Genomic DNA, 20,754 nt, shown 5'->3' with positions numbered 1-20,754 from the left:
ACATGGGAGGGTTCGTCATCATCAGCGATGCAGAGATCCACGGTGCATCCCATACGCTTCCCCCACTACAACCAAATTTAACCAGTAGTGGCCGCGAAGCGTACCCAGTCAATGTAAGATATACACATATTTAAGAAATAATGTTAGAAACTTTGTCGAAAAATATTTTTTTGACACCCCTGAAACGGCTACAACCGTTGATATATCAACATTTATAGAGGGAGGGCTGTCAAGAAAAACTCGACAGCCTAAAATTAAATCCAGATTTTAATTAACAAACTGTAGATGAGCAAATTCACTAACATAAATTTACATCCGAACAAAAAAGGAGACATGAACCCGATTCCTTGATTAGAATAGATGTGTCACCAAACCATTCTCAAGGAGGTTCATGTCTCATGAATAGACTACCACATCACCAAGGAATCGACAAGTTTTTCGCAATGTTGGGGCTGGCCCTTTATTTCTCTAAGCCGGTCATGAAGCATCTCGTTCATATTATCGATGCGCTGACAACGAAAGGATTTGTGGGAACCTTGACCGATCTGCATCATGAGAGCTTTCATCCCAACCATCGAACGACACTGAGCCATTTTTTCACGAAAAGCCCTTGGGATGAAGAAATCTTGCTTCGCAAACTCCAGCAGTGGATGCTTCGTCATGTGGAACGAACGGCCAAGCGAAAGAATCACCCCATTTTTGTTTCGATCGATGATACGATCTGCCGAAAAACGAAGCCTTCGTCACAGGCGAAACACGCTATTGAAGGGTGTAATTGGCATTATTCTCACGCGGACAAAAAGTCGATTTGGGGACACTCTCTCGTCTGGCTCATGGTTCATACGATGACGCAAGCCTTTCCCTTTGCGTTTCGCCTCTACGACAAGGCGGATGGGAAAAGCAAGGGTCAATGGGCCATCGAGATGCTTTCTTCTTTGGATGTGCACGGTTCTGTTTATGTGCTGATGGATTCTTGGTACCCATCGAAAACACTCGTGGAAGCCTGCCTGAAAAAAGGATTCCACGTCATTGCGATGCTCAAGACGAATCGGGTTCTTTATCCAAAAGGCATCGCCATCCAAGCCAAACAGTTTGCCCGCTATATCGAACCGAACGACACCCATCTCGTCACGGTGGGAGAAGAGCGTTATCGCGTGTATCGCTACGAGGGAGCGCTGAAAGGTCTCGATGATGCCGTTGTGTTGTTGGCTTGGAAAGCCGATCAGCCGATGACACCTGAACATCTTCACTGCGTCTTGAGCACCGACCGGGAGCTAAGCGATGAAGAGATCTTGCGCTACTATGCCCAGCGTTGGTCGATCGAATGCTTTTTTCGACAAGCGAAAGACCAGCTGAAGCTCGATGGGTACCGCGTTCGTCAACGTCGGGCGGTGAAACGGTATTGGATCTTGGTGCAACTCGCTTATGTGTACAGTATGGTCGAATCCAACAGCGATTTCTCTACCGGGCTTGACTTCCTTCGAAAGAAGAAAGGACATAGCCTCGTGGAGTTTATTTACGATGCAGCGAAACAAGATATTCCCATTGATGTCGTTAAAAAACAGCTTCATGTGGCATAAGGGGTACTCCGTTTGTCTCTTTTTACATGGTAATTATTGTAATGAAAATTGCTCAACTACAGTAACAAATTTAATTGTTTCCACCTTTAAAATTCCCTTTGCTCTTCCACCTTTAGCATTTCCTTTTCTATAACGTCTACCAATTTTTTAGTACTATACATATATAGCACTAACTCTTTATCCCCATCTTCAATGTGGATTTCAGCTTGAACCCTTATTTTTGATGGCTTTCCTTTATAGATAACATCGAAAGTTCCAAACTCTTTGATCTCATTGTCTTCATTCATTTTATCTATTTCAGATATTTCAGATAGAATCATGTTGATTTCTTCTTGAGTCAAGCCTGAATCTAAAATTGAGTTTGATAAATGGTTTAAAAAGGGTTCTATCTCTTCAAGATCAAAATTCATTCCTGCAGCATAACGTGCTTCTTTGTATTTAGTAACTTTATTCCAAAAATTAATCATAAAAATAGGTTCCTCCTATCAAATGTTTAATTTTCAGGTTTAATTCTAGAATATAAAACATCATGTTCTTTAATTGATCGATCCTCGTTTTTAATTAAATCATCCGTTCCAGTAAATAACATATAACATCCTTTCCTTACATACGATTCACTTATTCCTAGCAATTTAGCTAATTTGTAATTCGAGAAATCAGGATTCAACTCAATTGCTTGTCTAAGTTTTTCTAAGTTCTTATCCGTTTTATTGCGCTGTTCTTTTAAATACTCCTCACGGCTTTTTACGCCCATTTCCCGGCGTTTTTGTTTCCTTCTCCGCTTTTCATTCGCATCTATAATCGTGCTTAAATGGCGTTGTTCGTCCTCTGTTATATCTAACCATTCAATTAATTTTTTATTGCTGATATTATATCCAGCGCCAGGATACCCTTTTTCTCTGGCTATTCGGTTTGCTTCTTCGTTATTCCGTGCATAATAGGCCTTTTCAGCGCTTCTGGTGGATCTTCTTAAAGGCTCATTAAACTGTAAATTAAACGTTAGCGTTTGTTTTAAGGCTTCTTCTGGATCATTCAAAAAGCAACATAACCAATAACGGTACAAGAAACAAATTGTCTCACGATAACCAGTAACGTTATAATTGCGTAATTCAACCAGTTTTTCTAAGTCTAGTAATCTAGCATGATGCGATCGGAAGACGTTAAAAAGATGTTGTACCTTCTTTTTTCGTCCTCTTTTTTTAGGCTTTCCTGTTTTGGCTCAACCTCAAGTTCCGGTAAATACCTCAAATTGTAAACTGCACCATTAAATAATTGTAGCATGCCATCAGAAAAATGTAAGCGAATTTGAATCGAATATGATGTAAAAAAGTGTTGACAGAGGGGAAGGATAGTGGCATAATCCAAGTAACCAAATAAGAATTATAAAGTTAATAATAAAACTCTTATCAAGAGCAGGTGGAGGGATGAGCCCAATGAAGCCCGGCAACCGACTCATATGATGAGCACGGTGCTAATTCTCCCAACAGAGATGTTGAAAGATAAGAAGTTGTTTTGACAAAAAACCTCTTCTTATTGAAGAGGTTTTATTTATATAAAAAAATCTGAATGAAGAGGATTGAAAAAATGGGTCACGTAACAGCAGTATACCAAATCATTGCGAAACGAGAAGATTTAGAAAAAAAAGCAGAAGGCATTGCTCTTGGATTAACGGTAGGTTCGTGGACTGATCTTCCTCTTTTAGTGCAAGAGCAGTTAAAAAAGCATAAAGGACAAGTGGTTGAAATAAAAGAAACAGGCGAGGATCCATCCTCCGGCAAAACGATTGCACAGCTTCACATTCGCTTTCCGGGAGAAAACTTTTCTAAAGACATTCCTGCCATCTTAACGACAACTTTTGGAAAATTATCACTAGATGGAGAAATAAAATTACTAGATTTGCAGTTTGACGATGAGATCTTTCGGTATTTTCCAGGTCCTCGATTTGGAATTCAGGGGATACGAGAAAAACTTGGCGTTTACGACAGACCGTTAGTGATGAGCATCTTTAAAGGTGTAATTGGACGTGATATAGATTACCTTCTTGCCCAATTGCGGGAGCAGGCTCTCGGGGGCGTCGACTTAGTAAAGGATGATGAAATACTTTTTGAAAATTCGCTCACATCATTTGAAACAAGAATAAAGGAAGGCAAAAAAGTTCTTGATAACGTGTATCAAGAAAAAGGACACCGAACTTTGTATGCGGTCAATTTGACGGGAAAAACATTTGAATTGAAAGATAAGGCAAGAAAAGCAAAAGAATTAGGTGCCGATATTTTGCTATTTAATGTTTTTACATATGGCCTCGATGTGCTGCAAGCATTAAGGGAAGATGATGAAATCGCCCTCCCGATTATGGCTCATCCGGCGTTTAGCGGATCGTTTACTTCATCCGAAAAATATGGGCTCTCTCATTCCTTATTGCTTGGAAAATTGATAAGAATTGCTGGAGCAGATTTTTCGTTGTTCCCTTCACCATATGGCAGCGTTGCATTGGAGCGTGACAAAGTTTTAAACGTGAAAGAAGAATTGGTGAAGAAATCAGTTTTAAAACCAGTTTTTCCTGTTCCATCTGCTGGCATTCACCCGGGTCTTGTTCCCATTTTAATTCATGATTTTGGAAAAGATTGTGTCATTAATGCAGGAGGCGGTGTTCACGGTCACCCGCAAGGTGCTAAAGGTGGAGGAAAAGCTTTCCGTCAAGCAGTTGACGCTGTTTCCCGGGGTGTTCCCCTTAATGAAGCAGCTGAAGACATAGAATTACAAGAAGCAATTCGGCTCTGGGGATGGAAGGAGGCACCGTCCAATTGAAGCCAGTAATATTTTGTGATTTTGATGGAACGGTGACAAAAAAAGATAACATCGTTAGCATCATGAAGCGTTTCGCTCCAAAAGAGTGGGAGCAATTGAAGGATGGCGTCCTTTCCCAGTCGATTAGTATTCAGGAAGGAGTCGGCAAGATGTTTGCACTTCTTCCATCTTCTTTAAAGGGTGACATCATTCACTATATTTTAGAAACTGCAGAAATAAGGGAAGGATTTCGCGACTTTGTTCATTATGCGAAAAACATGAACATTCCTTTATACATTGTCAGCGGCGGAATCGATTTTTTTATTAAACCGCTGTTGCAGCCTTTTGATTCTATTACCGCACTGTTTTGCAATAAAGCGGATTTTAGCGGAGAAACGATCACCATTCATTGGCCTTATACGTGTGATGAAAAATGTCCCAATCAAAATTGTGGGTGCTGCAAACCGACAATTATTCGGCAAATTGCAAATGCTGACACTCATTCCATCATCATCGGGGATTCCGTCACAGATTTAGAAGCCGCGAAGATTGCAGATACAGTTATTGCACGTGATTATTTATCAAAAAAATGTCAAGAATTTTCTATTCCTTATCAATCTTTCGAAACATTTTACGACTGTATTGACATTTTAGAGAAGACAATAAACAAAACAAATTTCATAGAAGAAAAAGGTGGCGCAAAATGAGTGTCGTTTTAACTCGTGTTCATGAGCTTGCGGAGATTAAAGAGGAGCTTGCTGCGAGGGATTGGTTTATGGGGACAAGCGGCAATTTAGCCATAAAAGTTCAAGATTCCCCGCTTCAGTTTCTTGTGACCGCAAGCGGCAAAGATAAACGAAAAAAAACGAAGGAAGATTTTTTGCTTGTTGATGGAGAAGGAAATCCTGTAGGCGCAACACATCTGAGGCCTTCGGCAGAAACGCTATTGCATTGCGAAATATATAAAAGAAGCAAAGCCGGCTGCAGCCTGCATGTACATACGGTTGCAAATAATGTCATTTCTGAACTTTATGGTGACGCTGGGAAAATTGTATTTCAAGGACAAGAACTGATAAAAGCGTTTGACCGCTGGGAGGAAGATGCAGAATTACAGATTCCGATTATTTATAATTATGCCCATATTCCTACATTAGCAAGCACTTTGGGCGATTTCGTGAAGGAGGATAAAGGGGCAGTTCTTATTCGCAACCACGGAATTACTGTATGGGGAAAAGATGGCTTTGAAGCAAAGAAAATTTTAGAAGCTTGTGAATTTTTATTTCAGTATCAGCTTGCTCTTATTCAAGCAAAAGCCGGTCTCCTTGCGAGTACAGGAGCTTTAAATAATTAAACATTTTAAGGAGGTATTTTACATGACAACGATTAAAATTCAAGGAACAAACGAAGTTATCAGCAATCAAGAGGAAGTGATTTCATTTTTAAATCAACAAGGTGTTATTTACGAGCAATGGGATATTGCCAAATTACCAGAGCATTTAAAAGAGAAATATCTTTTAAATGATGAGGAAAAACAAACGATTTTACAATCTTTTGAAAATGAAATTAAAGATATTTCAGCAAGACGCGGCTACAAAGCTTGGGATGTCATTTCTTTAGCAGATCATACGCCAAACCTTGAAGAGCTGCTGAAAAATTTTCAGCGTGAACATCATCATACAGATGATGAAGTGCGCTTTATTGTAAGCGGCCATGGAATTTTTGTTATTCAAGGACAGGACGGAAAATTTTTTGAAGTGCATCTTAATCCGGGAGACCTTATTTCTGTTCCAGAGGGCAGACGCCACTATTTCACATTAGCTGATGACCGAAAAGTTGTTGCGATCCGCATCTTTGTGTCAGAAGAAGGCTGGGTGCCTGTTTACGAAAAAGAAGAAGTAAATTAAGTTTTCAAAAAATTGATGAAAAAGCGGCTTTAAACGTTCACAGCTGCAAGCTTAACATCATCTTTTTCATATAACTGGCTGCTCTTCGGATACACGATTCATCCAGCTCAGTGAACAATGTTCCTGAATGCAAAGAAACTATGAAAAATACCACAGCGGCTGTTGACCCGGTTTTAATAGGTTTATACATTTTTGCGAAGAAGCTTGCAGCTAAAAGAGCACCACAAAAATAAGCTTGTCTTATGTTACAAGAGGATATAGTTTCACTTGAAAACCAAGTAAACACAGATAATTTATCAAGTATTATGGCGGGATGGGGAAAATCAAGAATAAATGATGCAGATTTATATTTTTGGGAAGGGGCTGTCTTAGAAAGTCAAAATCCATTGAAAACGAAACATCATAAGCATTGATATATCAACGTTTCTAAAACATTAAAGGGGCGTCTATAAGCCGGAAAATCGACTTATTAGACAGCCCCCTCTATTTAATGGATGCGGCGGCTGCTTTGGATCTAGAAATCCGAATCCATTTGGAGCATTTGCCGAAATCGGCTTTTACAAGCAGGTGACGAAGTGGTCTTGTAATAATGTCGTCCCCATATTGTGAATGGATATTATGAAAGACTCTTTTTTCGCTTTATGACAAACAAAGATAGAGGAGGGAATTTTTTTGAAGGATTTTACAACATATTTTACGATGACTGAGAAAGATGTCATCGAATATGTACAGAAAAAACTCGATATTTTTGAACAAAACGCAGAATTGGAATGCCGAGAGATTGGCGATGGCAACTTAAATTATGTATTTCGTGTCGTTGATCAAAATAGCGGCCAGTCTGTCATTATTAAACAAGCTGGTCCGGTTGCACGTATTTCAGACGCCTTTAAAGTTTCGCCAGATCGCAATCGGATTGAAAGCGAAGCATTGAAGCTGCAAGGGGAATTAGCGCCTGGATTTGTACCTAAGGTTTATTCGTATGATCCGATTATGAATTGTTGTGTGATGGATGATCTATCTGACCATGAAATTATGAGGACAGCTCTTTTAAAACATAAAAAATTTCCTTTGTTTGCCGATCATATTACAACGTTTCTTGTCAACACCTTATTGCTTACTTCAGATGCCGTTATCGATCATAAAGAGAAGAAAGCATTGGTGCAAAAATTTACAAACCCAGAATTATGTGAAATAACAGAAGATCTCGTGTATACAGAACCTTTTTACGACTGTGAGCAAAATGATGTATTTCCAGAAACGAGAGAATTCATCCGCGAAGAAATTTGGAATGATTCAAAGCTTGCATTGGAAACAGCTAAACTGAAGTTTGATTTTATGACAAAAGCACAGTCCCTCCTCCACGGCGACCTTCATACCGGTTCCATTTTTATAAAGGAAGATTCAACAAAAATAATCGATCCTGAGTTTGCTTTTTATGGACCTGCTGGGTTCGATATTGGGAATGTGATTGCAAACCTTATTTTCGCCTATGTAAATGCAAGCTTTACAATTGAAGATCAAGAAACAAAGGAAGACTACTTGCAATATATTCAACAAACAATCTCAGACGTAATAGAGCTGTTTACAAAAAAATTTTTACATGCTTGGGATGAGAATATAAAAGAAAGAACTGCAAGTGCACCTAGTTTTAAAGAATGGTATTTAAATTCCATCCTTGAGGATGCCTCAGCCGCTGCCGGACTTGAATTATGCAGAAGAATTATTGGGATCGCCCATGTAAAAGACATCACGTCAATTGAAAATAAAGAATCCCGAGCTTTGGCTGAAAAAATTTGTTTAACAGCTGGTAAAACCTTTATTCTTGAACGTGCAAACATTCGTACAGGCGACGACTTTGTGAATGTTTTATTACAAAGTGTCCGCAAATTTATTGAAGGGGAAAAGTTTTATGACAGCAGTAAAAGCCATTCAATCCGTACAACTGGATGATGAAAACAATACGGTGATCATACTCGACCAAACGTTATTGCCGAATGAGAAAGTATTTCTGCATCTTTCTACTCCAGAAGAAATATGGGAGGCCATTTACCATCTGAAGGTTAGAGGAGCGCCTGCGATCGGAATTGCTGCTGCATTCGGTGTTTATTTAGGCACGAAGCAATCAAAAGCGTCGACTTATGAACAGCTTTTGGATGATTTTCAAAAAATCAAACAGTATTTGGCTTCATCGCGGCCGACTGCAGTGAATTTATTTTGGGCTTTAGATCGCATGGAGGATAGACTCAAAGTAGAAAAAGACAAAAGCATCGAGGAAATTAAAAACGCACTGAAGGAAGAAGCAGAACATATCCGTAATGAGGATGAGCAAGTCTGTTATTCGATCGGGGAGCATGCCCTGTCATTATTAAAACCCGGCTGGGGTCTTCTGACCCATTGCAATGCAGGAACAATTGCGACGGCGAGGTATGGGACTGCGTTAGCTCCCATCTACTTAGGCCAAGAAAGAGGCTACCATTTCAAAGTTTTTGCAGATGAAACAAGACCGCTTCTTCAAGGTGCACGTCTAACTGCATGGGAATTGCAGGAAGCTGGTGTGGATGTAACGTTAATTTGTGACAACATGGCATCCATTGTGATGAAGGAGGGAAAAGTACAAGCGGTTTTAGTCGGATGTGATCGAGTTGCCGCAAACGGAGATACTGCGAATAAAATTGGAACTTCCGGAGTGGCAATCTTAGCAAAATATTATGGAATCCCGTTTTATGTTTGTGCTCCGCTTTCAACAATCGATTTAGATTGTCCGACAGGGGAACATATACCGATCGAAGTGAGAAAAGCAGAGGAGATCACGACAAAATGGTATGAAAAACCGATGGCGCCGGAAAATGTGCAAACATATAATCCGGCATTCGACGTGACCGATCATGAACTCATTACGGCAATTATTACAGAAAAAGGGATTGCCTATCCACCCTTTACCAAAAGTTTAAAACAAATGAAAAGCGTTTAATTGCCTTTTCATACAAAAACCCCTTAAAAGGGAATGCTTTCACATTCTTTTAAGGGGTGTAAAATTTTATTCGAAATATAATTCCGGACGTCTGTCTTGAAAAATAGGAATGGTTTTTCTTACACGGTCAATTTCTTGAAGATCCAGTTGGGCGTAAAAAATTCCTGCATCTGTTTGATCATGAACAAGAAGCTCGCCCCAAGGGGCAATGACCATTGAGTGTCCATTAAATTCATTATTTTGATCCGCTCCGACCCGGTTTACTGCTACAACAAACATTTGATTTTCAATTGCCCGTGCTTGGAGAAGCAATTGCCAATGGTCAATTCGCTTTTTCGGCCATTCGGCAGGAATGAACATAATGTTTGCACCTTTTAATGCATGGGTGCGAATCCATTCCGGAAAACGCAAATCATAACAAATAACACCACCGCAAGTGATGCCGTCCAGCTCAAATATATTTACTTTTTGACCGGCACTCATAAATTTATGCTCATCCATCAATTTAAACAGATGGGCTTTGTCGTATTCAGCGGTGATATTTCCGAATCGGTCGACAACGTACATGGTATTAAAAAATTGTCCGTTTTTTTTCGTTGCAACTGAACCGCCGACAATATTGACATGATATGTTTTAGCAAGGGATGTCAGCAGCTCAATTGTTTTTTCTCCATTTTTGTCTGCAAGCTCATCAAGCTGATCAAGGGCGTATCCTGTATTCCACATTTCAGGCAAAACAATTGTATCCGCTTGATGGCTTGCTGCTTCTATTATATTTTTTTGAGCGATTTCATAGTTTTGGTCCGGTTCGCCTAAAATGATATTCATTTGTATACAAGCAACTTTCATGATTTTCAGCCCCTAGACATTTTTATATAAAGACTATAGAATTTTTATGATAATTTCAACTATTTTTATAAAAAAAGGTGGATTAGAGTGGAGATTTCAGAACGTTTAAAAAAGCTTCCAACACAATTTTTCTCTGCCCTTGTGAAAAAAGTGAATAACGCTGTAGCCGAAGGAAGAGATATTATTAATTTAGGACAAGGAAATCCTGACCAGCCGACTCCCCCGCATATCGTCAAAGCGCTGCAAACCGCAGCAGAAGACCCGAAAACACATAAATATTCACCATTTTCAGGTCTGATCGAGCTAAAACATGCGGCTAGTGAATATTATAAGAAACAATACGGAGTCGATATAGATCCAGAAAAAGAAGTGGCGATTTTATTCGGTACGAAAACTGGACTTGTTGAATTGCCGATGTGCCTATTAAATGAAGGAGATCTAATGCTATTGCCCGACCCGGGTTATCCAGACTATTTATCAGGCGTTGTTTTAGCCGGGGCTCAATTTAAAACGTTCCCGCTGTTGGCAGAAAATCAGTTTTTACCTGATTACAACGCCATTTCGTTGGAGGATAAAGAAGCGGCAAAATTGATGTATTTAAACTACCCGAACAATCCGACAGGAGCAACGGCCGATCTTAAGTTTTTTGAGGAAACGGTTACGTTTGCAAAAAAGCATCGAATTTCCGTTGTCCATGATTTTGCGTACGGTGCGATCGGCTTTGACGGCAAAAAACCGACCAGCCTTCTTGAAGCGGAAGGAGCTAAGGACATCGGCATTGAAATGTACACATTGTCGAAAACCTACAATATGGCCGGCTGGCGCGTTGGATTTGCTGTAGGGAACCAGAATATCATTGAAAGTATTAATCTTATTCAAGATCACTTATATTGCAGCCTTTTTCCAGCAATACAATTAGCAGCAGCTGCCGCATTAACAGGCGATCAGTCGTGTGTAGAGGAGCTTGTCTCCCTTTATGAAAAACGGCGAAATACGTTTATCAATGCTATTCGGCAAATTGGCTGGAACGCCCAAGCTCCGAAAGGATCATTTTTTGCCTGGCTCCCTGTTCCGAAAGGATTTACTAGCGAAGAGTTTGCCGATTATTTGCTTGAAAAAGCAGATGTCGCCGTTGCGCCAGGAAACGGCTTCGGGCAATATGGAGAAGGATACATACGCGTTGGTTTATTAGTTGATGAGAGCAGGCTTTTAGAAGCGGTTGATAGAATTCGCAAGCTGAACCTTTTTTAACTGCTGCAATGAATGTTGAAACACTCTCCTTATCCCCCTAAAAAAATGATCAGCACGTGAATGCCTTTCCAATCAAAATTAAAAGAAGTATAATAAAAATTGTGTTAAGTGGGAGTTTTTTGACTGAATGTAAGGGGGATAAGCGGGATGGAAAAATTATATGAGAGTATGTATCAATTAATTGTGGAAACGTCTACAAAATTGCCGAAGGATGTCCGCCGCGCTATTTTGAAGGCGAAGCAGCGTGAAAATGCTGGTACAAGAGCTGCGATGTCGCTTGCCACGATAACCGAAAATATTAAAATGGCAGATGAAAATGTATCGCCGATCTGCCAAGATACCGGATTGCCGACATTTAAAATTAAAGTGCCAGTCGGTATCAATCAAATTCAAATAAAGGAAACAATAAAAAAAGCGATCGCTCAAGCGACGAAGGACGGGAAGCTTCGCCCGAACTCGGTCGATTCACTCACTGGAGAAAATTCCGGCGATAACTTGGGCGAAGGGCTTCCAGTCGTAAAATTTGAACAATGGGAAAAAGATTATATGGATGTTCGCTTAATATTAAAAGGCGGCGGCTGCGAAAACAAAAATATTCAATACAGCCTGCCGTGCGAACTAGAAGGATTGGGAAGAGCCGGCAGAGATTTGGATGGAATCCGCAAATGTATTTTGCATGCGGTATATCAAGCACAGGGCCAAGGATGCAGCGCAGGATTCATTGGAGTTGGAATTGGCGGAGACCGTTCAGCGGGGTACGATTTAGCGAAAGAACAATTATTCCGCGAAGTCGATGACGTAAATCCTAACGAAGAATTGCGCCAATTGGAAGAATATATTATGGAAAATGCAAACAAGCTTGGCATCGGAACGATGGGATTTGGCGGGGAAACCACTTTATTAGGCTGCAAAGTCGGCGCAATGCACAGAATTCCTGCAAGCTTTTTTGTTTCTGTCGCATACAACTGCTGGGCATTCCGCCGTTTAGGTGTGCATATCGATCCAAATACGGGTGAAATCATAAAATGGCTTTATCAAGATGGAGAAGATGTTGATTTTCAAGAAAATGCTGCACAAGAAGAACATGCAGCATCAACGGACTCTGAAAGACGTGTCATCACGCTGCAAGCGCCAATTACAGAAGAACAAATCCGCGAGCTGAAAGTCGGCGACGTTGTTCGCATCAACGGAATCATTTACACAGGAAGGGATGCCATCCATAAATATTTAATGGATCATGATGCGCCGGTTGATTTAAACGGTCAAATTATTTACCACTGCGGACCTGTCATGTTAAAAGATGAAAACGGTAATTGGGAAGTGAAAGCGGCCGGGCCGACCACTTCCATTCGCGAAGAGCCTTATCAAGGGGATATTATGAAAAAATTTGGCATCCGTGCGGTAATGGGCAAAGGCGGCATGGGGCAAAAAACGCTGCAAGCTTTAAAAGAGCATGGCGGAGTATACTTGAATGCGATTGGCGGTGCTGCTCAATATTATGCGGATTGCATCGAAGCGGTTGAAGGTGTTGACTTGCTGGAGTTTGGAATTCCAGAAGCTATGTGGCATTTGCGCGTAAAAGACTTCACGGCCGTTGTCACAATGGATTCACACGGCAACAGCCTGCATGAAGACATTGAAAAATCGTCATTAGAAAAGCTTTCTCAATTTAAAGAGCCGGTATTTAGCTAAATATTAAACTCAATGCCATAGCCAGATGATTGGCTATGGTATTTTTTTGAAATCAAGATGGAGCATAATTCCTAAAAACGGATAAAGACTAATAGTAAAAATAATGGAAAGGAGATTCACAGCTTGAATTATTTCCGGATTTTATATTGCTCTGTCTTGTTATTTTTTTCTTTTTTTAGCTGCGCCTCTGCTGCTGTCAGCAATCACCCGATTCATTGGGGTTTTCAAAAAAACAATAATCATCAGCCTCCTGATGCCGGGAAAGAATGGAATGAACTTTTAAATAAATATGGAGCGTTTTATTTAGGAGATCCCAGCAAAAAAGAGATTTATTTAACGTTTGATAATGGCTATGAAAACGGCTATACATCGAAAATTTTGGACGTACTGAAAAAGCACGATGTACATGCGACGTTTTTTGTAACAGGCCATTATTTAAAAACAGCCCCTGATCTTGTAAAGAGAATGGTGAAAGAAGGGCATATTGTTGGCAATCATTCATGGAGTCACCCTGATATGACGACAATAAGTGCTGATAAAATAAAGAAGGAGCTTGATGCCGTCAGCGACAAAGTAAAGGAGCTTACAGGCCAAGAAGGAACAGTATATGTGAGACCGCCAAGGGGCATTTTTAGCGAACGCACACTTGCATTGTCCGAAAAATACGGTTATCGCAATATTTTTTGGTCGCTTGCATTTGTCGACTGGAAGGTGAATGAACAAAAAGGCTGGCGATATGCATACGACAACATTATCAATCAAATTCATCCGGGCGCGATCATTTTGCTGCACACCGTATCAAAAGACAACGCTGATGCGCTTGATGAAGCGATTAAAACTTTAAAACAGCAAGGCTATACTTTTAAAAGCTTAGACGATCTAGTGATGGAGAAAATGTTTGAAAGTCCATTTCTTTATTAATAGAAGCGGATTATGTGATATAATAGCTCCGAAAAAATACGATAAAGGTCGGTAAAAACATGTGGAATGTGACGATAAAAGCGGCGCCGCCGTATGACTTCGACCGCGTGTTAGAGCGCCTTTCACTTGATCCGTTGAACAAGGTGGACGTGCACAAGCGAACCGTCCTTGTTCCTCTTTATAGTGAAAAAGAAGAACCTTTTGTTGCCGCTGTAAAAGCAATCGGATCGAAGGAAAACCCAGTATTTGAAATATCAGGGGAACAGGATGAACAAAAAGAACGAGCCATCCATGAGCTGACACGCATATTTCAATGGAAGAATTCGCTTAAAACCATTCAAGATCATTTCCTGCAAACCAACCTTGCTCCGCTTTTTCAAGAGCATGAAGGGACGCCGCTCGTGCTAGATTTTCATCCGTATGCTTGTTTAATGAAATGCATTATTCATCAGCAATTAAATTTATCATTTGCCTATCAGTTGACGACCGCTTTTGTGCAAACTTTTGGGTTTAAAGTAGATAATGTATGGTTTTATCCAAAACCGGAAACAGTAGCCAAATTGAATTATGAGGATTTGCGGGCGCTGAAATTCAGCATGAGAAAAGCGGAATATGTTATTGATACCTCCAGACTGATTGCAGAAGGAGCACTGCCGCTTCAGGCCTTCCATGAATGGAGCGATGATGACATTATGAAAAAATTGGTTCAAGTGCGCGGCATCGGCCCGTGGACGGTGCAAAATTTTCTTTTATTTGGGCTAGGCAGGCCGAATCTGTTTCCTGCTGCTGATATCGGCTTGCAAAATGCTATCAAGCATTATTTTCAACTGGAAAAGAAACCGACAAAAGAAGAAATGGAAAACTACAGCCGCGAGTGGGCTCCTTATTTAAGCTATGCAGCTTTTTATTTATGGCGAAGCATCGAAAAGAGACGGGGAGAAGCGAAATGAAGATAAAAAATAGACCGGCATCTGTGACGATTCAAAAGGGACAGCAATTTCCGCTGACCATTAAGCGGCTTGGCATTAACGGAGAAGGTGTCGGGTATTTTAAGAAACAAGTCGTCTTTGTCCCGGGAGCTTTGCCCGGGGAAGAAGTGGTCGTTCAAGCAGAGAATATCCAACCAAATTATGCAGAAGCCGTTATTAAAAAAATACGGAAAAAATCCCCTCATCGTGTGAAACCGCCCTGCATCTATTATGACCGATGCGGAGGCTGCCAATTGCAGCATTTGCAATATGAACAGCAGCTTGCTGCCAAACGGGACATTGTCATTCAAGCGCTTGAGCGCCATACGAACCTAGAGGTTGACACCCTCGACATCCGTCCGACAATCGGTATGGACGACCCTTGGCATTACCGCAATAAAAGTCAATTTCAGCTCGGAAATGAAAAACAGCAAGTGATAGCGGGCCTGTATGGTGCGAATTCACACAAGCTTGTTCCAATTCACTCTTGCATGGTCCAGCACCCGCTGACAGATAAAATTACCCAAACGGTAAAACAAGTACTGGAGGATTTTCACATTCCGATTTACCATGAGCGAAAACGGACGGGCATCGTTCGCACAATCGTTGTACGCGCCGGCGTTCAAACGAACCATGTGCAAGTCGTCCTCATTACAAAAGCGGAAGAATTGCCGCGAAAAGAACTGATTGCAGCGGAGATCATGAAGCGCGCGCCGGAAGTAAAATCAGTCATGCAAAATATAAATGGAAGCAAAACATCGCTGATTTTCGGCGACAAAACGGTTTTGTTAAAAGGTGAAGAAGTCATCCAAGAAACATTGGGCGATCTTTCCTTTGAACTATCCGCCCGCGCTTTTTTCCAGCTTAACCCGGTGCAAACGGTCAAACTTTATGACGAAGTCAAAAAAGCAGCAGGTTTAACAGGAAGCGAAAAAATCGTAGATGCCTATTGCGGCGTCGGCACGATCGGCTTGTGGCTGGCAAAGGATGCAGCAGAAATCAGAGGAATGGATGTCATTGAAGAATCCATCCGCGACGCGAAAAAAAACGCCGAAAAACACGGGATCAAAAATGCAACATATGTCACAGGCAAAGCAGAAACATGGATGCCAAAATGGGCAAAAGAAGGCTGGCGCCCAGATGTTGTCGTCGTCGACCCTCCCCGCACCGGCTGCGACCGAGCGTTTCTCAAAACAATCAAAAAAGTGAAGCCAAAACGATTCGTTTACGTCTCATGCAATCCGTCCACCCTGGCAAAAGACATTCAATTTCTTTCCAGCTTGTACAAAGTCGAATACATCCAGCCCGTCGACATGTTCCCGCACACGGCGCATGTGGAGTGCTGCGCGTTGCTTATAAAAAAATAAATATTCGAAAAAGCGCGTTTCTGAAAATCAATGAAACGGGCTTTTCCTAATGGATAATACAACTGACAGATCCGATTAGTTCGAAACAAATCAAAGAAGGAATAATCCATCCAGACTTGCCCGATACAATGAATTTATTTTTTCCGTGAAATAGATTTTTGAATCTGTTCTAAAAAAACCGGAACAAATGGAACAACCAAAATGCGCTATAAATAAGGCTTTAGCGCGAGTTGTTCCCTTGTTCCTAAAATTTTTGCATAGTGCTATATAATTTTATGATGGAAATCGAAAAAGTTATTAATAGTTGGGTACTTAATTAATGGAACTTTGGAACACTGAATATTAAGTAGTCGAAAAATGCAATAATTGCAAGTCTTTGTTTTAATATAGGTGTTCCAAAACAAATAAGAGCTTAGAACATATTTGGAGCATTAGTTTTTCACAGAGAAACAAAGGTCTGGTAATAACTTTGTAGAATTACAAGGTTATGTGCGATCCCATTCTCCTTTACAATCCGGGCATTGCCACCTTACTACACGGTCTTCCTCTAAACTAGATATCCCGATTTTTCGACTAAAGTGTGTCGCATTGTAATGATGTTGTTTTTCCTTGGGGATGGGATCTCCTTGTAGACAGCTCCCACAAAATGGACAGTACTCTAAATTATCTTCCAAAATTATCATCCTTTCTTAATTTATTAAACATTAGATCTTGTGGAATTTTGATGTTAGTCTAAAAATTGGACACGTTTATGATACATTTTATGGTATAATCATTTTCAAATTCAAAAAAGGGTTTGATAAAAAATGGATTTAAATTCGGCTGATCGGGAACAGATACTGTCGTTTTTGAAAAAAATAATTGTTGAAACATTACATGATCAATCAGTAAAAGTCTATCTGTTTGGTTCGTGGGCTCGTAAAGAGGAAAAGAGGACATCCGATATTGACATCGCTCTTTCTGCAGATTCAGCTATTCCGATTTCTAAGTGGGTGGAACTTCGTGAACGAATAGAGGAATCGCCATTACCGTACAGAGTAGATCTTGTCGATTTATCTAAAGCCGATCAGGCTATGAAAGAAAAAGTGAAAAAGGAAGGAATTTTATGGAACGGTTAAAGGAACGTATTCAACTTGCTTTAAAAGCTCTTCGTGCTTTCCAAGAGGTTTTGCTCCTAGAGAATCCAACGGAAGTTGAACGGGATGCAGCTATTCAGCGATTTGAGTTTAGTTTTGAAGCTTGTTGGAAAGCAGTAAAACAATTTTTATATGATAAAGAAGGAATTGATGTCGGTTCACCTAAAGGAGTAATTCGTTCAAGCAGGGAAATTGGAATTTTATCTGATGAGGAAACGATCATTGCATTAAAAATGGTAGATGATCGGAATTTGACAGTTCATACATACAATGAAGAGCTAGCTGTTGAAATTTTTGGCAATCTCCATAAATATTATCAACTTCTCTATAACTGGATTATCCGTATAGAGAAGAGAGAATATTAAATATAGTTGGAAGAGTAAAATTCCGTTAACGATGTATCGTTGTTTTTTAAGATTGGCATTTGCAGTTCGCCCACTCAATTTTCTACGCCTGGAAAGAATTATGAACATCGTTTTATATTGAACAGATTTTCCCTATTTTTTCTCAAACAATCGATTGTTTATCGTCAATACCGAATACATGCATTCGGTATTGACTTGTGTAAATGAAATTTGCTTCATCGGTATCGACGGTATTCGGGAGAAAAGCGGAAAAACGGCTTTACCGGTCGGGTCTGAAGGATCGGCTGACAATAAGGATCCGGTTTTTGCTTTATTTTGTTTTTTGATTAAGCCAATTCCCGATTTCAGCCATCGGTTCCACATTCACTTTATCATTCCCCGGGGGCGCTTTAATAAAAAAATAACTGTGCCGGGTTGTGACCGTTGAGCATATTTAATGCCTGGGGTAGTTACATAGAAATCGCCTTTTTGAAAGGTGTACAGTTCTCCTGTTTCCACATCTAAATATTCCGTTTTTCCGCTGATAATGTATTGATATTCATAAGCTTGCGTGTGGTAATGCGGCAATTCACCCTTAAAATCACCGTATGAAGTGATTCCGATTTCCAGTTTGTCGCCTTCTATAAATGGAAGTGTTTGCGGGCGTGATAATTGGCCGACAAAATATTGCCTTGTCGTCTTTTCGGGCGATTTCTTAATTTGTTCGCTTATTTCCTTCACGAATTGACAAAGTTTTCCCCCCTCTTTTTTGATAGTTCTAATGTTTCTTTTGTTTTTGGCGCCTGTTTCTCAGTTTAAACTTCTTTCTTCGAATATGAAAAAAGGGACGAATGCAAAAATCTCGTCCAGTAGGAGTTGCTCTGATACACTTATTATTATCTTCAAAAAGCAAACAAAGATCCCCTTATGCCACTCGTAACTGGTTTTTTTAATGGAATCTAGTAGCATTCCTCGTTGGGCTTCGTAATAAATAAACTCAATGAGATTGTGAATTTTTCTCGATCTCACACTCGCAAGACCGGTTGAAAAATCACTTGAATGTTCTGTCATGCAATAGATATACGTAAATTGTACGATGGCCCAAAATCGTTTAATGGCTCGCTCATGTCGGATTCGATATCGATCGAAACCTAATGTTTCTTTCGTTTGCCGAAAGTAGCTTTCGATCGACCAGCGTTTCGCATAGTATTCAAGAATAGCCTAATCGCTCAGTTTTTGTGTCTGTACTTAAAAAACAACGCAAATGCTCGCTCGTCATCGGTTGATCGGTTTTCCAACAAAAAAATACCACCGCATTTGGAATGTCGTTCAATGCCCCTTCGTAGCGATACATTCGATACGTTTCGCCTCCCACGGTCACGAGGTGGGTATCGGAAATGACTCAAACGTCGTTCGGTGTTTCGGATGGTAACTCAACTGATGGAGATCCGTCAGAGTACCAGAACATCCTTTTGTGAGCATTCCATCTATGAGGTGGACGAGATGGTTCATCACAGACTTGGAATAATAACGTTTTAATCCGAGAGAAAATCATGTATTGTAAATTTCTTGATGATGTGCTAATCGTATCTATACGAGAGACATGAACCTCCTTGTTTGGGTAGTTTGATAGCACATCTATTCTAACCAAGGAATCGGTTCATGTCTCTTTTTATGTTTATTTGTAAATTTATGTTAGTAAATTTGCTCAAGTACAGTTTGAAAAAATATAAATTTCAAGTGAAGCGGAAGAAGATGGGGTTTTTCAAGAAAATAAATTCAATGTGAGTGTTCTTGAGTCTGAAGGGATTCTTTTATTGCAATATTCACCGATCTAAAGACAGGTGAACAATACGAATATAACACTACTAATTACAGGCTTCTGCTGTGCCGTATTTTGTTTACTTACTCGGAGGTGCTGTTTTAAGATATACTATTAAAAAAATAGGTAGTAAAACCGTTTTACAAATTGGAAAAAAGACTTTCCTGAAAAAGTCAAGCAGTGCAGCAAAAAACGCAGTGAAAACATTTAGGAACGTTTCTTATAACGTTGGTGGTGGAAAAAAAGTAATTTTTACAAAAGCCAAGATGGAACATATCCTGAAGAATCACCATCCAAGATATTGGACTGGAAAAAAGAATAAAGACTTTTTTGATCCGGATTTTACAGTTAATGATATTAAAAATATAGTAGCAAATGTTATAAATTCTAATAAATCAAAAATAAGTTCTGCACTTAAGAAAAAACGAGGAGTAAATGTTACAAAAAAATAAGGGGAGTAACATATGAAGTAAGAATAAATTCTAATGGCTATGTATCTACAGCATTTCCGAGAAAATGAGGTGAACAGGTATGATTGAAAATGACGTTATGATAAAAACTTTCGTATATAATTACAGCCATGAACTTGAGGAATATTATACGGTAAAAAAGACTAAATTTTTGTCGATTGATGACCCTCTGGCCGGGATTGCCGCCAAGAAAATATTGGAAGAGAATAACTTGGATTACCTGGCAGGCTATATATTTTTAAGTTATGATGGAAAGCCTGTTTTCACGGAGGAAAGAACGGAAACCGAATGTTTGTTAACAACGTGGCTGGATTTGGCAAGAATTTTAAGAGAGGAAGAAGATAAAGAATTTGAAATATGCTTCCTTGATAATGCCGATGGGAATGCCATAATCAAAAAAGAAGCCGGCAATTATGTAATTACATTACAAAAGAGAAAACAAGGACCGGCGGATACATTTACAATACCAGCGGAAAAATTAAAGGAGGCAGTCCGCAAAAATTTTGTCAAGTTTATCGGGTTTTGCCGGCAGTCGAATCTTGTTTTCTCAAAAGAAAGCCTATATTCAAACGCTTTGGAAGAATACGAAAAGATCAAAGGATGAAGGCAGGAAGTGTTTCTTCTCTTTCCAAAAGACAACAGCATAAAAGTAAGGTTTTGAAAAAATCTATCCAAAAAGACATCGCTCCCAA

Annotated in this window: 21 protein-coding genes, 1 pseudogene and 1 riboswitch; of the genes and pseudogenes, 16 read left to right on the top strand and 6 right to left on the bottom strand. The window is 39.9% G+C overall.

From position 1 onward, the window contains the following. Window positions 1-398 precede the first annotated feature (398 nt). A complete protein-coding gene (locus tag NSU02_RS16910) occupies window positions 399-1,580 on the top strand; it encodes an IS701 family transposase (RefSeq protein WP_063388773.1) in 1,182 nt (393 codons plus the stop codon). A gap of 86 nt (window positions 1,581-1,666) precedes the next feature. Here the strand turns inward: NSU02_RS16910 and NSU02_RS16905 are convergent, their stop codons facing one another. Continuing rightward, complete coding sequence (locus tag NSU02_RS16905; RefSeq protein ID WP_339193358.1) at window positions 1,667-2,047, bottom strand: hypothetical protein; 381 nt, start codon at window positions 2,045-2,047, stop codon at window positions 1,667-1,669. A gap of 26 nt (window positions 2,048-2,073) precedes the next feature. Next, entirely contained in the window at window positions 2,074-2,616 is a 543-nt protein-coding gene (locus NSU02_RS16900) for a hypothetical protein (RefSeq protein ID WP_339193357.1), read from the bottom strand. A gap of 364 nt (window positions 2,617-2,980) precedes the next feature. Continuing rightward, window positions 2,981-3,086, top strand: a riboswitch (SAM riboswitch). 78 nt (window positions 3,087-3,164) lie between these two features. Between NSU02_RS16900 and NSU02_RS16895 the strand changes: the two genes are divergently transcribed. The 6 genes from NSU02_RS16895 (at window position 3,165) to mtnA (ending at window position 9,242) form a co-directional block, all read left to right on the top strand. Then, entirely contained in the window at window positions 3,165-4,388 is a 1,224-nt protein-coding gene (locus tag NSU02_RS16895; RefSeq protein ID WP_339193356.1) for a 2,3-diketo-5-methylthiopentyl-1-phosphate enolase, read from the top strand. Continuing rightward, complete coding sequence (locus NSU02_RS16890) at window positions 4,364-5,074, top strand: 2-hydroxy-3-keto-5-methylthiopentenyl-1-phosphate phosphatase (protein ID WP_063386761.1); 711 nt, start codon at window positions 4,364-4,366, stop codon at window positions 5,072-5,074. The genes NSU02_RS16895 and NSU02_RS16890 overlap by 25 nt, the downstream gene beginning before the upstream one ends. Next, window positions 5,071-5,718: a methylthioribulose 1-phosphate dehydratase gene (locus tag NSU02_RS16885; RefSeq protein ID WP_339193355.1), complete on the top strand. Its 648-nt coding sequence runs from the start codon at window positions 5,071-5,073 to the stop codon at window positions 5,716-5,718. Before NSU02_RS16890 ends, NSU02_RS16885 begins: the two co-directional genes overlap by 4 nt. 22 nt (window positions 5,719-5,740) lie before the next feature. Further along, window positions 5,741-6,271, top strand: coding sequence for a cupin domain-containing protein (locus NSU02_RS16880; protein ID WP_339193354.1), 531 nt, complete (start codon window positions 5,741-5,743; stop codon window positions 6,269-6,271). A gap of 672 nt (window positions 6,272-6,943) precedes the next feature. Beyond that, window positions 6,944-8,221 carry an S-methyl-5-thioribose kinase gene (gene mtnK / locus NSU02_RS16875; protein ID WP_339193353.1) on the top strand — a complete coding sequence of 426 codons (1,278 nt, stop codon included), beginning with the start codon at window positions 6,944-6,946 and terminating at the stop codon, window positions 8,219-8,221. Beyond that, on the top strand, window positions 8,181-9,242 hold the full coding sequence (gene mtnA, locus NSU02_RS16870) for an S-methyl-5-thioribose-1-phosphate isomerase (protein ID WP_339193352.1): 1,062 nt from the start codon (window positions 8,181-8,183) through the stop codon (window positions 9,240-9,242). Before mtnK ends, mtnA begins: the two co-directional genes overlap by 41 nt. A gap of 66 nt (window positions 9,243-9,308) precedes the next feature. Here the strand turns inward: mtnA and NSU02_RS16865 are convergent, their stop codons facing one another. After that, window positions 9,309-10,091 (bottom strand): carbon-nitrogen family hydrolase, encoded by a 783-nt coding sequence (locus NSU02_RS16865; RefSeq protein WP_311066503.1) that lies wholly within the window; start codon window positions 10,089-10,091, stop codon window positions 9,309-9,311. A gap of 87 nt (window positions 10,092-10,178) precedes the next feature. Here NSU02_RS16865 and NSU02_RS16860 point away from each other — a divergent pair, with 87 nt between their 5' ends. The 7 genes from NSU02_RS16860 (at window position 10,179) to NSU02_RS16830 (ending at window position 17,791) form a co-directional block, all read left to right on the top strand. After that, window positions 10,179-11,342: a pyridoxal phosphate-dependent aminotransferase gene (locus NSU02_RS16860; protein WP_339193351.1), complete on the top strand. Its 1,164-nt coding sequence runs from the start codon at window positions 10,179-10,181 to the stop codon at window positions 11,340-11,342. Between the two features lie 147 nt (window positions 11,343-11,489). After that, window positions 11,490-13,034, top strand: a complete 1,545-nt coding sequence (locus NSU02_RS16855; RefSeq protein WP_327863747.1) for a fumarate hydratase — start codon at window positions 11,490-11,492, stop codon at window positions 13,032-13,034. Window positions 13,035-13,157: 123 nt separating this feature from the next. Further along, window positions 13,158-13,955 (top strand): delta-lactam-biosynthetic de-N-acetylase, encoded by a 798-nt coding sequence (gene pdaA, locus NSU02_RS16850; protein ID WP_327856984.1) that lies wholly within the window; start codon window positions 13,158-13,160, stop codon window positions 13,953-13,955. 59 nt (window positions 13,956-14,014) lie between these two features. Beyond that, window positions 14,015-14,905 (top strand): DNA-3-methyladenine glycosylase, encoded by an 891-nt coding sequence (locus NSU02_RS16845; RefSeq protein WP_327847645.1) that lies wholly within the window; start codon window positions 14,015-14,017, stop codon window positions 14,903-14,905. After that, window positions 14,902-16,290, top strand: coding sequence for a 23S rRNA (uracil(1939)-C(5))-methyltransferase RlmD (gene rlmD, locus NSU02_RS16840; protein WP_339193350.1), 1,389 nt, complete (start codon window positions 14,902-14,904; stop codon window positions 16,288-16,290). Before NSU02_RS16845 ends, rlmD begins: the two co-directional genes overlap by 4 nt. A gap of 806 nt (window positions 16,291-17,096) precedes the next feature. After that, window positions 17,097-17,408, top strand: a complete 312-nt coding sequence (locus NSU02_RS16835; RefSeq protein ID WP_130158900.1) for a nucleotidyltransferase domain-containing protein — start codon at window positions 17,097-17,099, stop codon at window positions 17,406-17,408. Continuing rightward, window positions 17,396-17,791, top strand: coding sequence for an HI0074 family nucleotidyltransferase substrate-binding subunit (locus NSU02_RS16830; RefSeq protein ID WP_063389150.1), 396 nt, complete (start codon window positions 17,396-17,398; stop codon window positions 17,789-17,791). Before NSU02_RS16835 ends, NSU02_RS16830 begins: the two co-directional genes overlap by 13 nt. 132 nt (window positions 17,792-17,923) lie before the next feature. Here NSU02_RS16830 and NSU02_RS16825 read toward each other — a convergent pair whose 3' ends face one another. The 3 genes and pseudogenes from NSU02_RS16825 to NSU02_RS16815 all read right to left on the bottom strand — a co-directional run. Next, complete coding sequence (locus NSU02_RS16825) at window positions 17,924-18,154, bottom strand: hypothetical protein (protein WP_339193349.1); 231 nt, start codon at window positions 18,152-18,154, stop codon at window positions 17,924-17,926. Continuing rightward, window positions 18,155-18,511, bottom strand: a complete 357-nt coding sequence (locus NSU02_RS16820) for a cupin domain-containing protein (RefSeq protein ID WP_339193348.1) — start codon at window positions 18,509-18,511, stop codon at window positions 18,155-18,157. 204 nt (window positions 18,512-18,715) lie between these two features. Further along, a pseudogene (locus tag NSU02_RS16815) lies at window positions 18,716-19,421 on the bottom strand (transposase); the annotation flags it as partial. Between the two features lie 236 nt (window positions 19,422-19,657). Between NSU02_RS16815 and NSU02_RS16810 the strand changes: the two are divergent. Both NSU02_RS16810 and NSU02_RS16805 read left to right on the top strand, forming a co-directional pair. Continuing rightward, window positions 19,658-20,044 carry a hypothetical protein gene (locus tag NSU02_RS16810; protein ID WP_339193347.1) on the top strand — a complete coding sequence of 129 codons (387 nt, stop codon included), beginning with the start codon at window positions 19,658-19,660 and terminating at the stop codon, window positions 20,042-20,044. A gap of 79 nt (window positions 20,045-20,123) precedes the next feature. After that, window positions 20,124-20,666, top strand: a complete 543-nt coding sequence (locus NSU02_RS16805; protein WP_130158894.1) for a hypothetical protein — start codon at window positions 20,124-20,126, stop codon at window positions 20,664-20,666. Window positions 20,667-20,754: the final 88 nt, after the last annotated feature.

It is taken from the genome of Aeribacillus sp. FSL W8-0870, assembly GCF_037963755.1.
Classification (GTDB): Bacteria; Bacillota; Bacilli; order Bacillales; family Aeribacillaceae; genus Aeribacillus; species Aeribacillus composti.
This window is presented reverse-complemented; position numbering and strand designations above follow the sequence as displayed.

Bases quoted from the DNA above. Each gene is read 5' to 3' on its own strand.
- NSU02_RS16895 (WP_339193356.1), top strand. From the start codon at position 3,165: ATGGGTCACGTAACAGCAGTATACCAAATCATTGCGAAACGAGAAGAT.
- mtnA (WP_339193352.1), top strand. From the start codon at position 8,181: ATGACAGCAGTAAAAGCCATTCAATCCGTACAACTGGATGATGAAAAC.
- NSU02_RS16905 (WP_339193358.1), bottom strand. From the start codon at position 2,047: ATGATTAATTTTTGGAATAAAGTTACTAAATACAAAGAAGCACGTTAT.
- NSU02_RS16855 (WP_327863747.1), top strand. From the start codon at position 11,490: ATGGAAAAATTATATGAGAGTATGTATCAATTAATTGTGGAAACGTCT.
- NSU02_RS16910 (WP_063388773.1), top strand. From the start codon at position 399: ATGAATAGACTACCACATCACCAAGGAATCGACAAGTTTTTCGCAATG.
- NSU02_RS16825 (WP_339193349.1), bottom strand. From the start codon at position 18,154: ATGTGGAACCGATGGCTGAAATCGGGAATTGGCTTAATCAAAAAACAA.
- NSU02_RS16890 (WP_063386761.1), top strand. From the start codon at position 4,364: ATGGAAGGAGGCACCGTCCAATTGAAGCCAGTAATATTTTGTGATTTT.
- NSU02_RS16845 (WP_327847645.1), top strand. From the start codon at position 14,015: ATGTGGAATGTGACGATAAAAGCGGCGCCGCCGTATGACTTCGACCGC.
- NSU02_RS16835 (WP_130158900.1), top strand. From the start codon at position 17,097: ATGGATTTAAATTCGGCTGATCGGGAACAGATACTGTCGTTTTTGAAA.
- NSU02_RS16805 (WP_130158894.1), top strand. From the start codon at position 20,124: ATGATTGAAAATGACGTTATGATAAAAACTTTCGTATATAATTACAGC.
- rlmD (WP_339193350.1), top strand. From the start codon at position 14,902: ATGAAGATAAAAAATAGACCGGCATCTGTGACGATTCAAAAGGGACAG.
- NSU02_RS16885 (WP_339193355.1), top strand. From the start codon at position 5,071: ATGAGTGTCGTTTTAACTCGTGTTCATGAGCTTGCGGAGATTAAAGAG.
- NSU02_RS16880 (WP_339193354.1), top strand. From the start codon at position 5,741: ATGACAACGATTAAAATTCAAGGAACAAACGAAGTTATCAGCAATCAA.
- NSU02_RS16830 (WP_063389150.1), top strand. From the start codon at position 17,396: ATGGAACGGTTAAAGGAACGTATTCAACTTGCTTTAAAAGCTCTTCGT.
- NSU02_RS16865 (WP_311066503.1), bottom strand. From the start codon at position 10,091: ATGAAAGTTGCTTGTATACAAATGAATATCATTTTAGGCGAACCGGAC.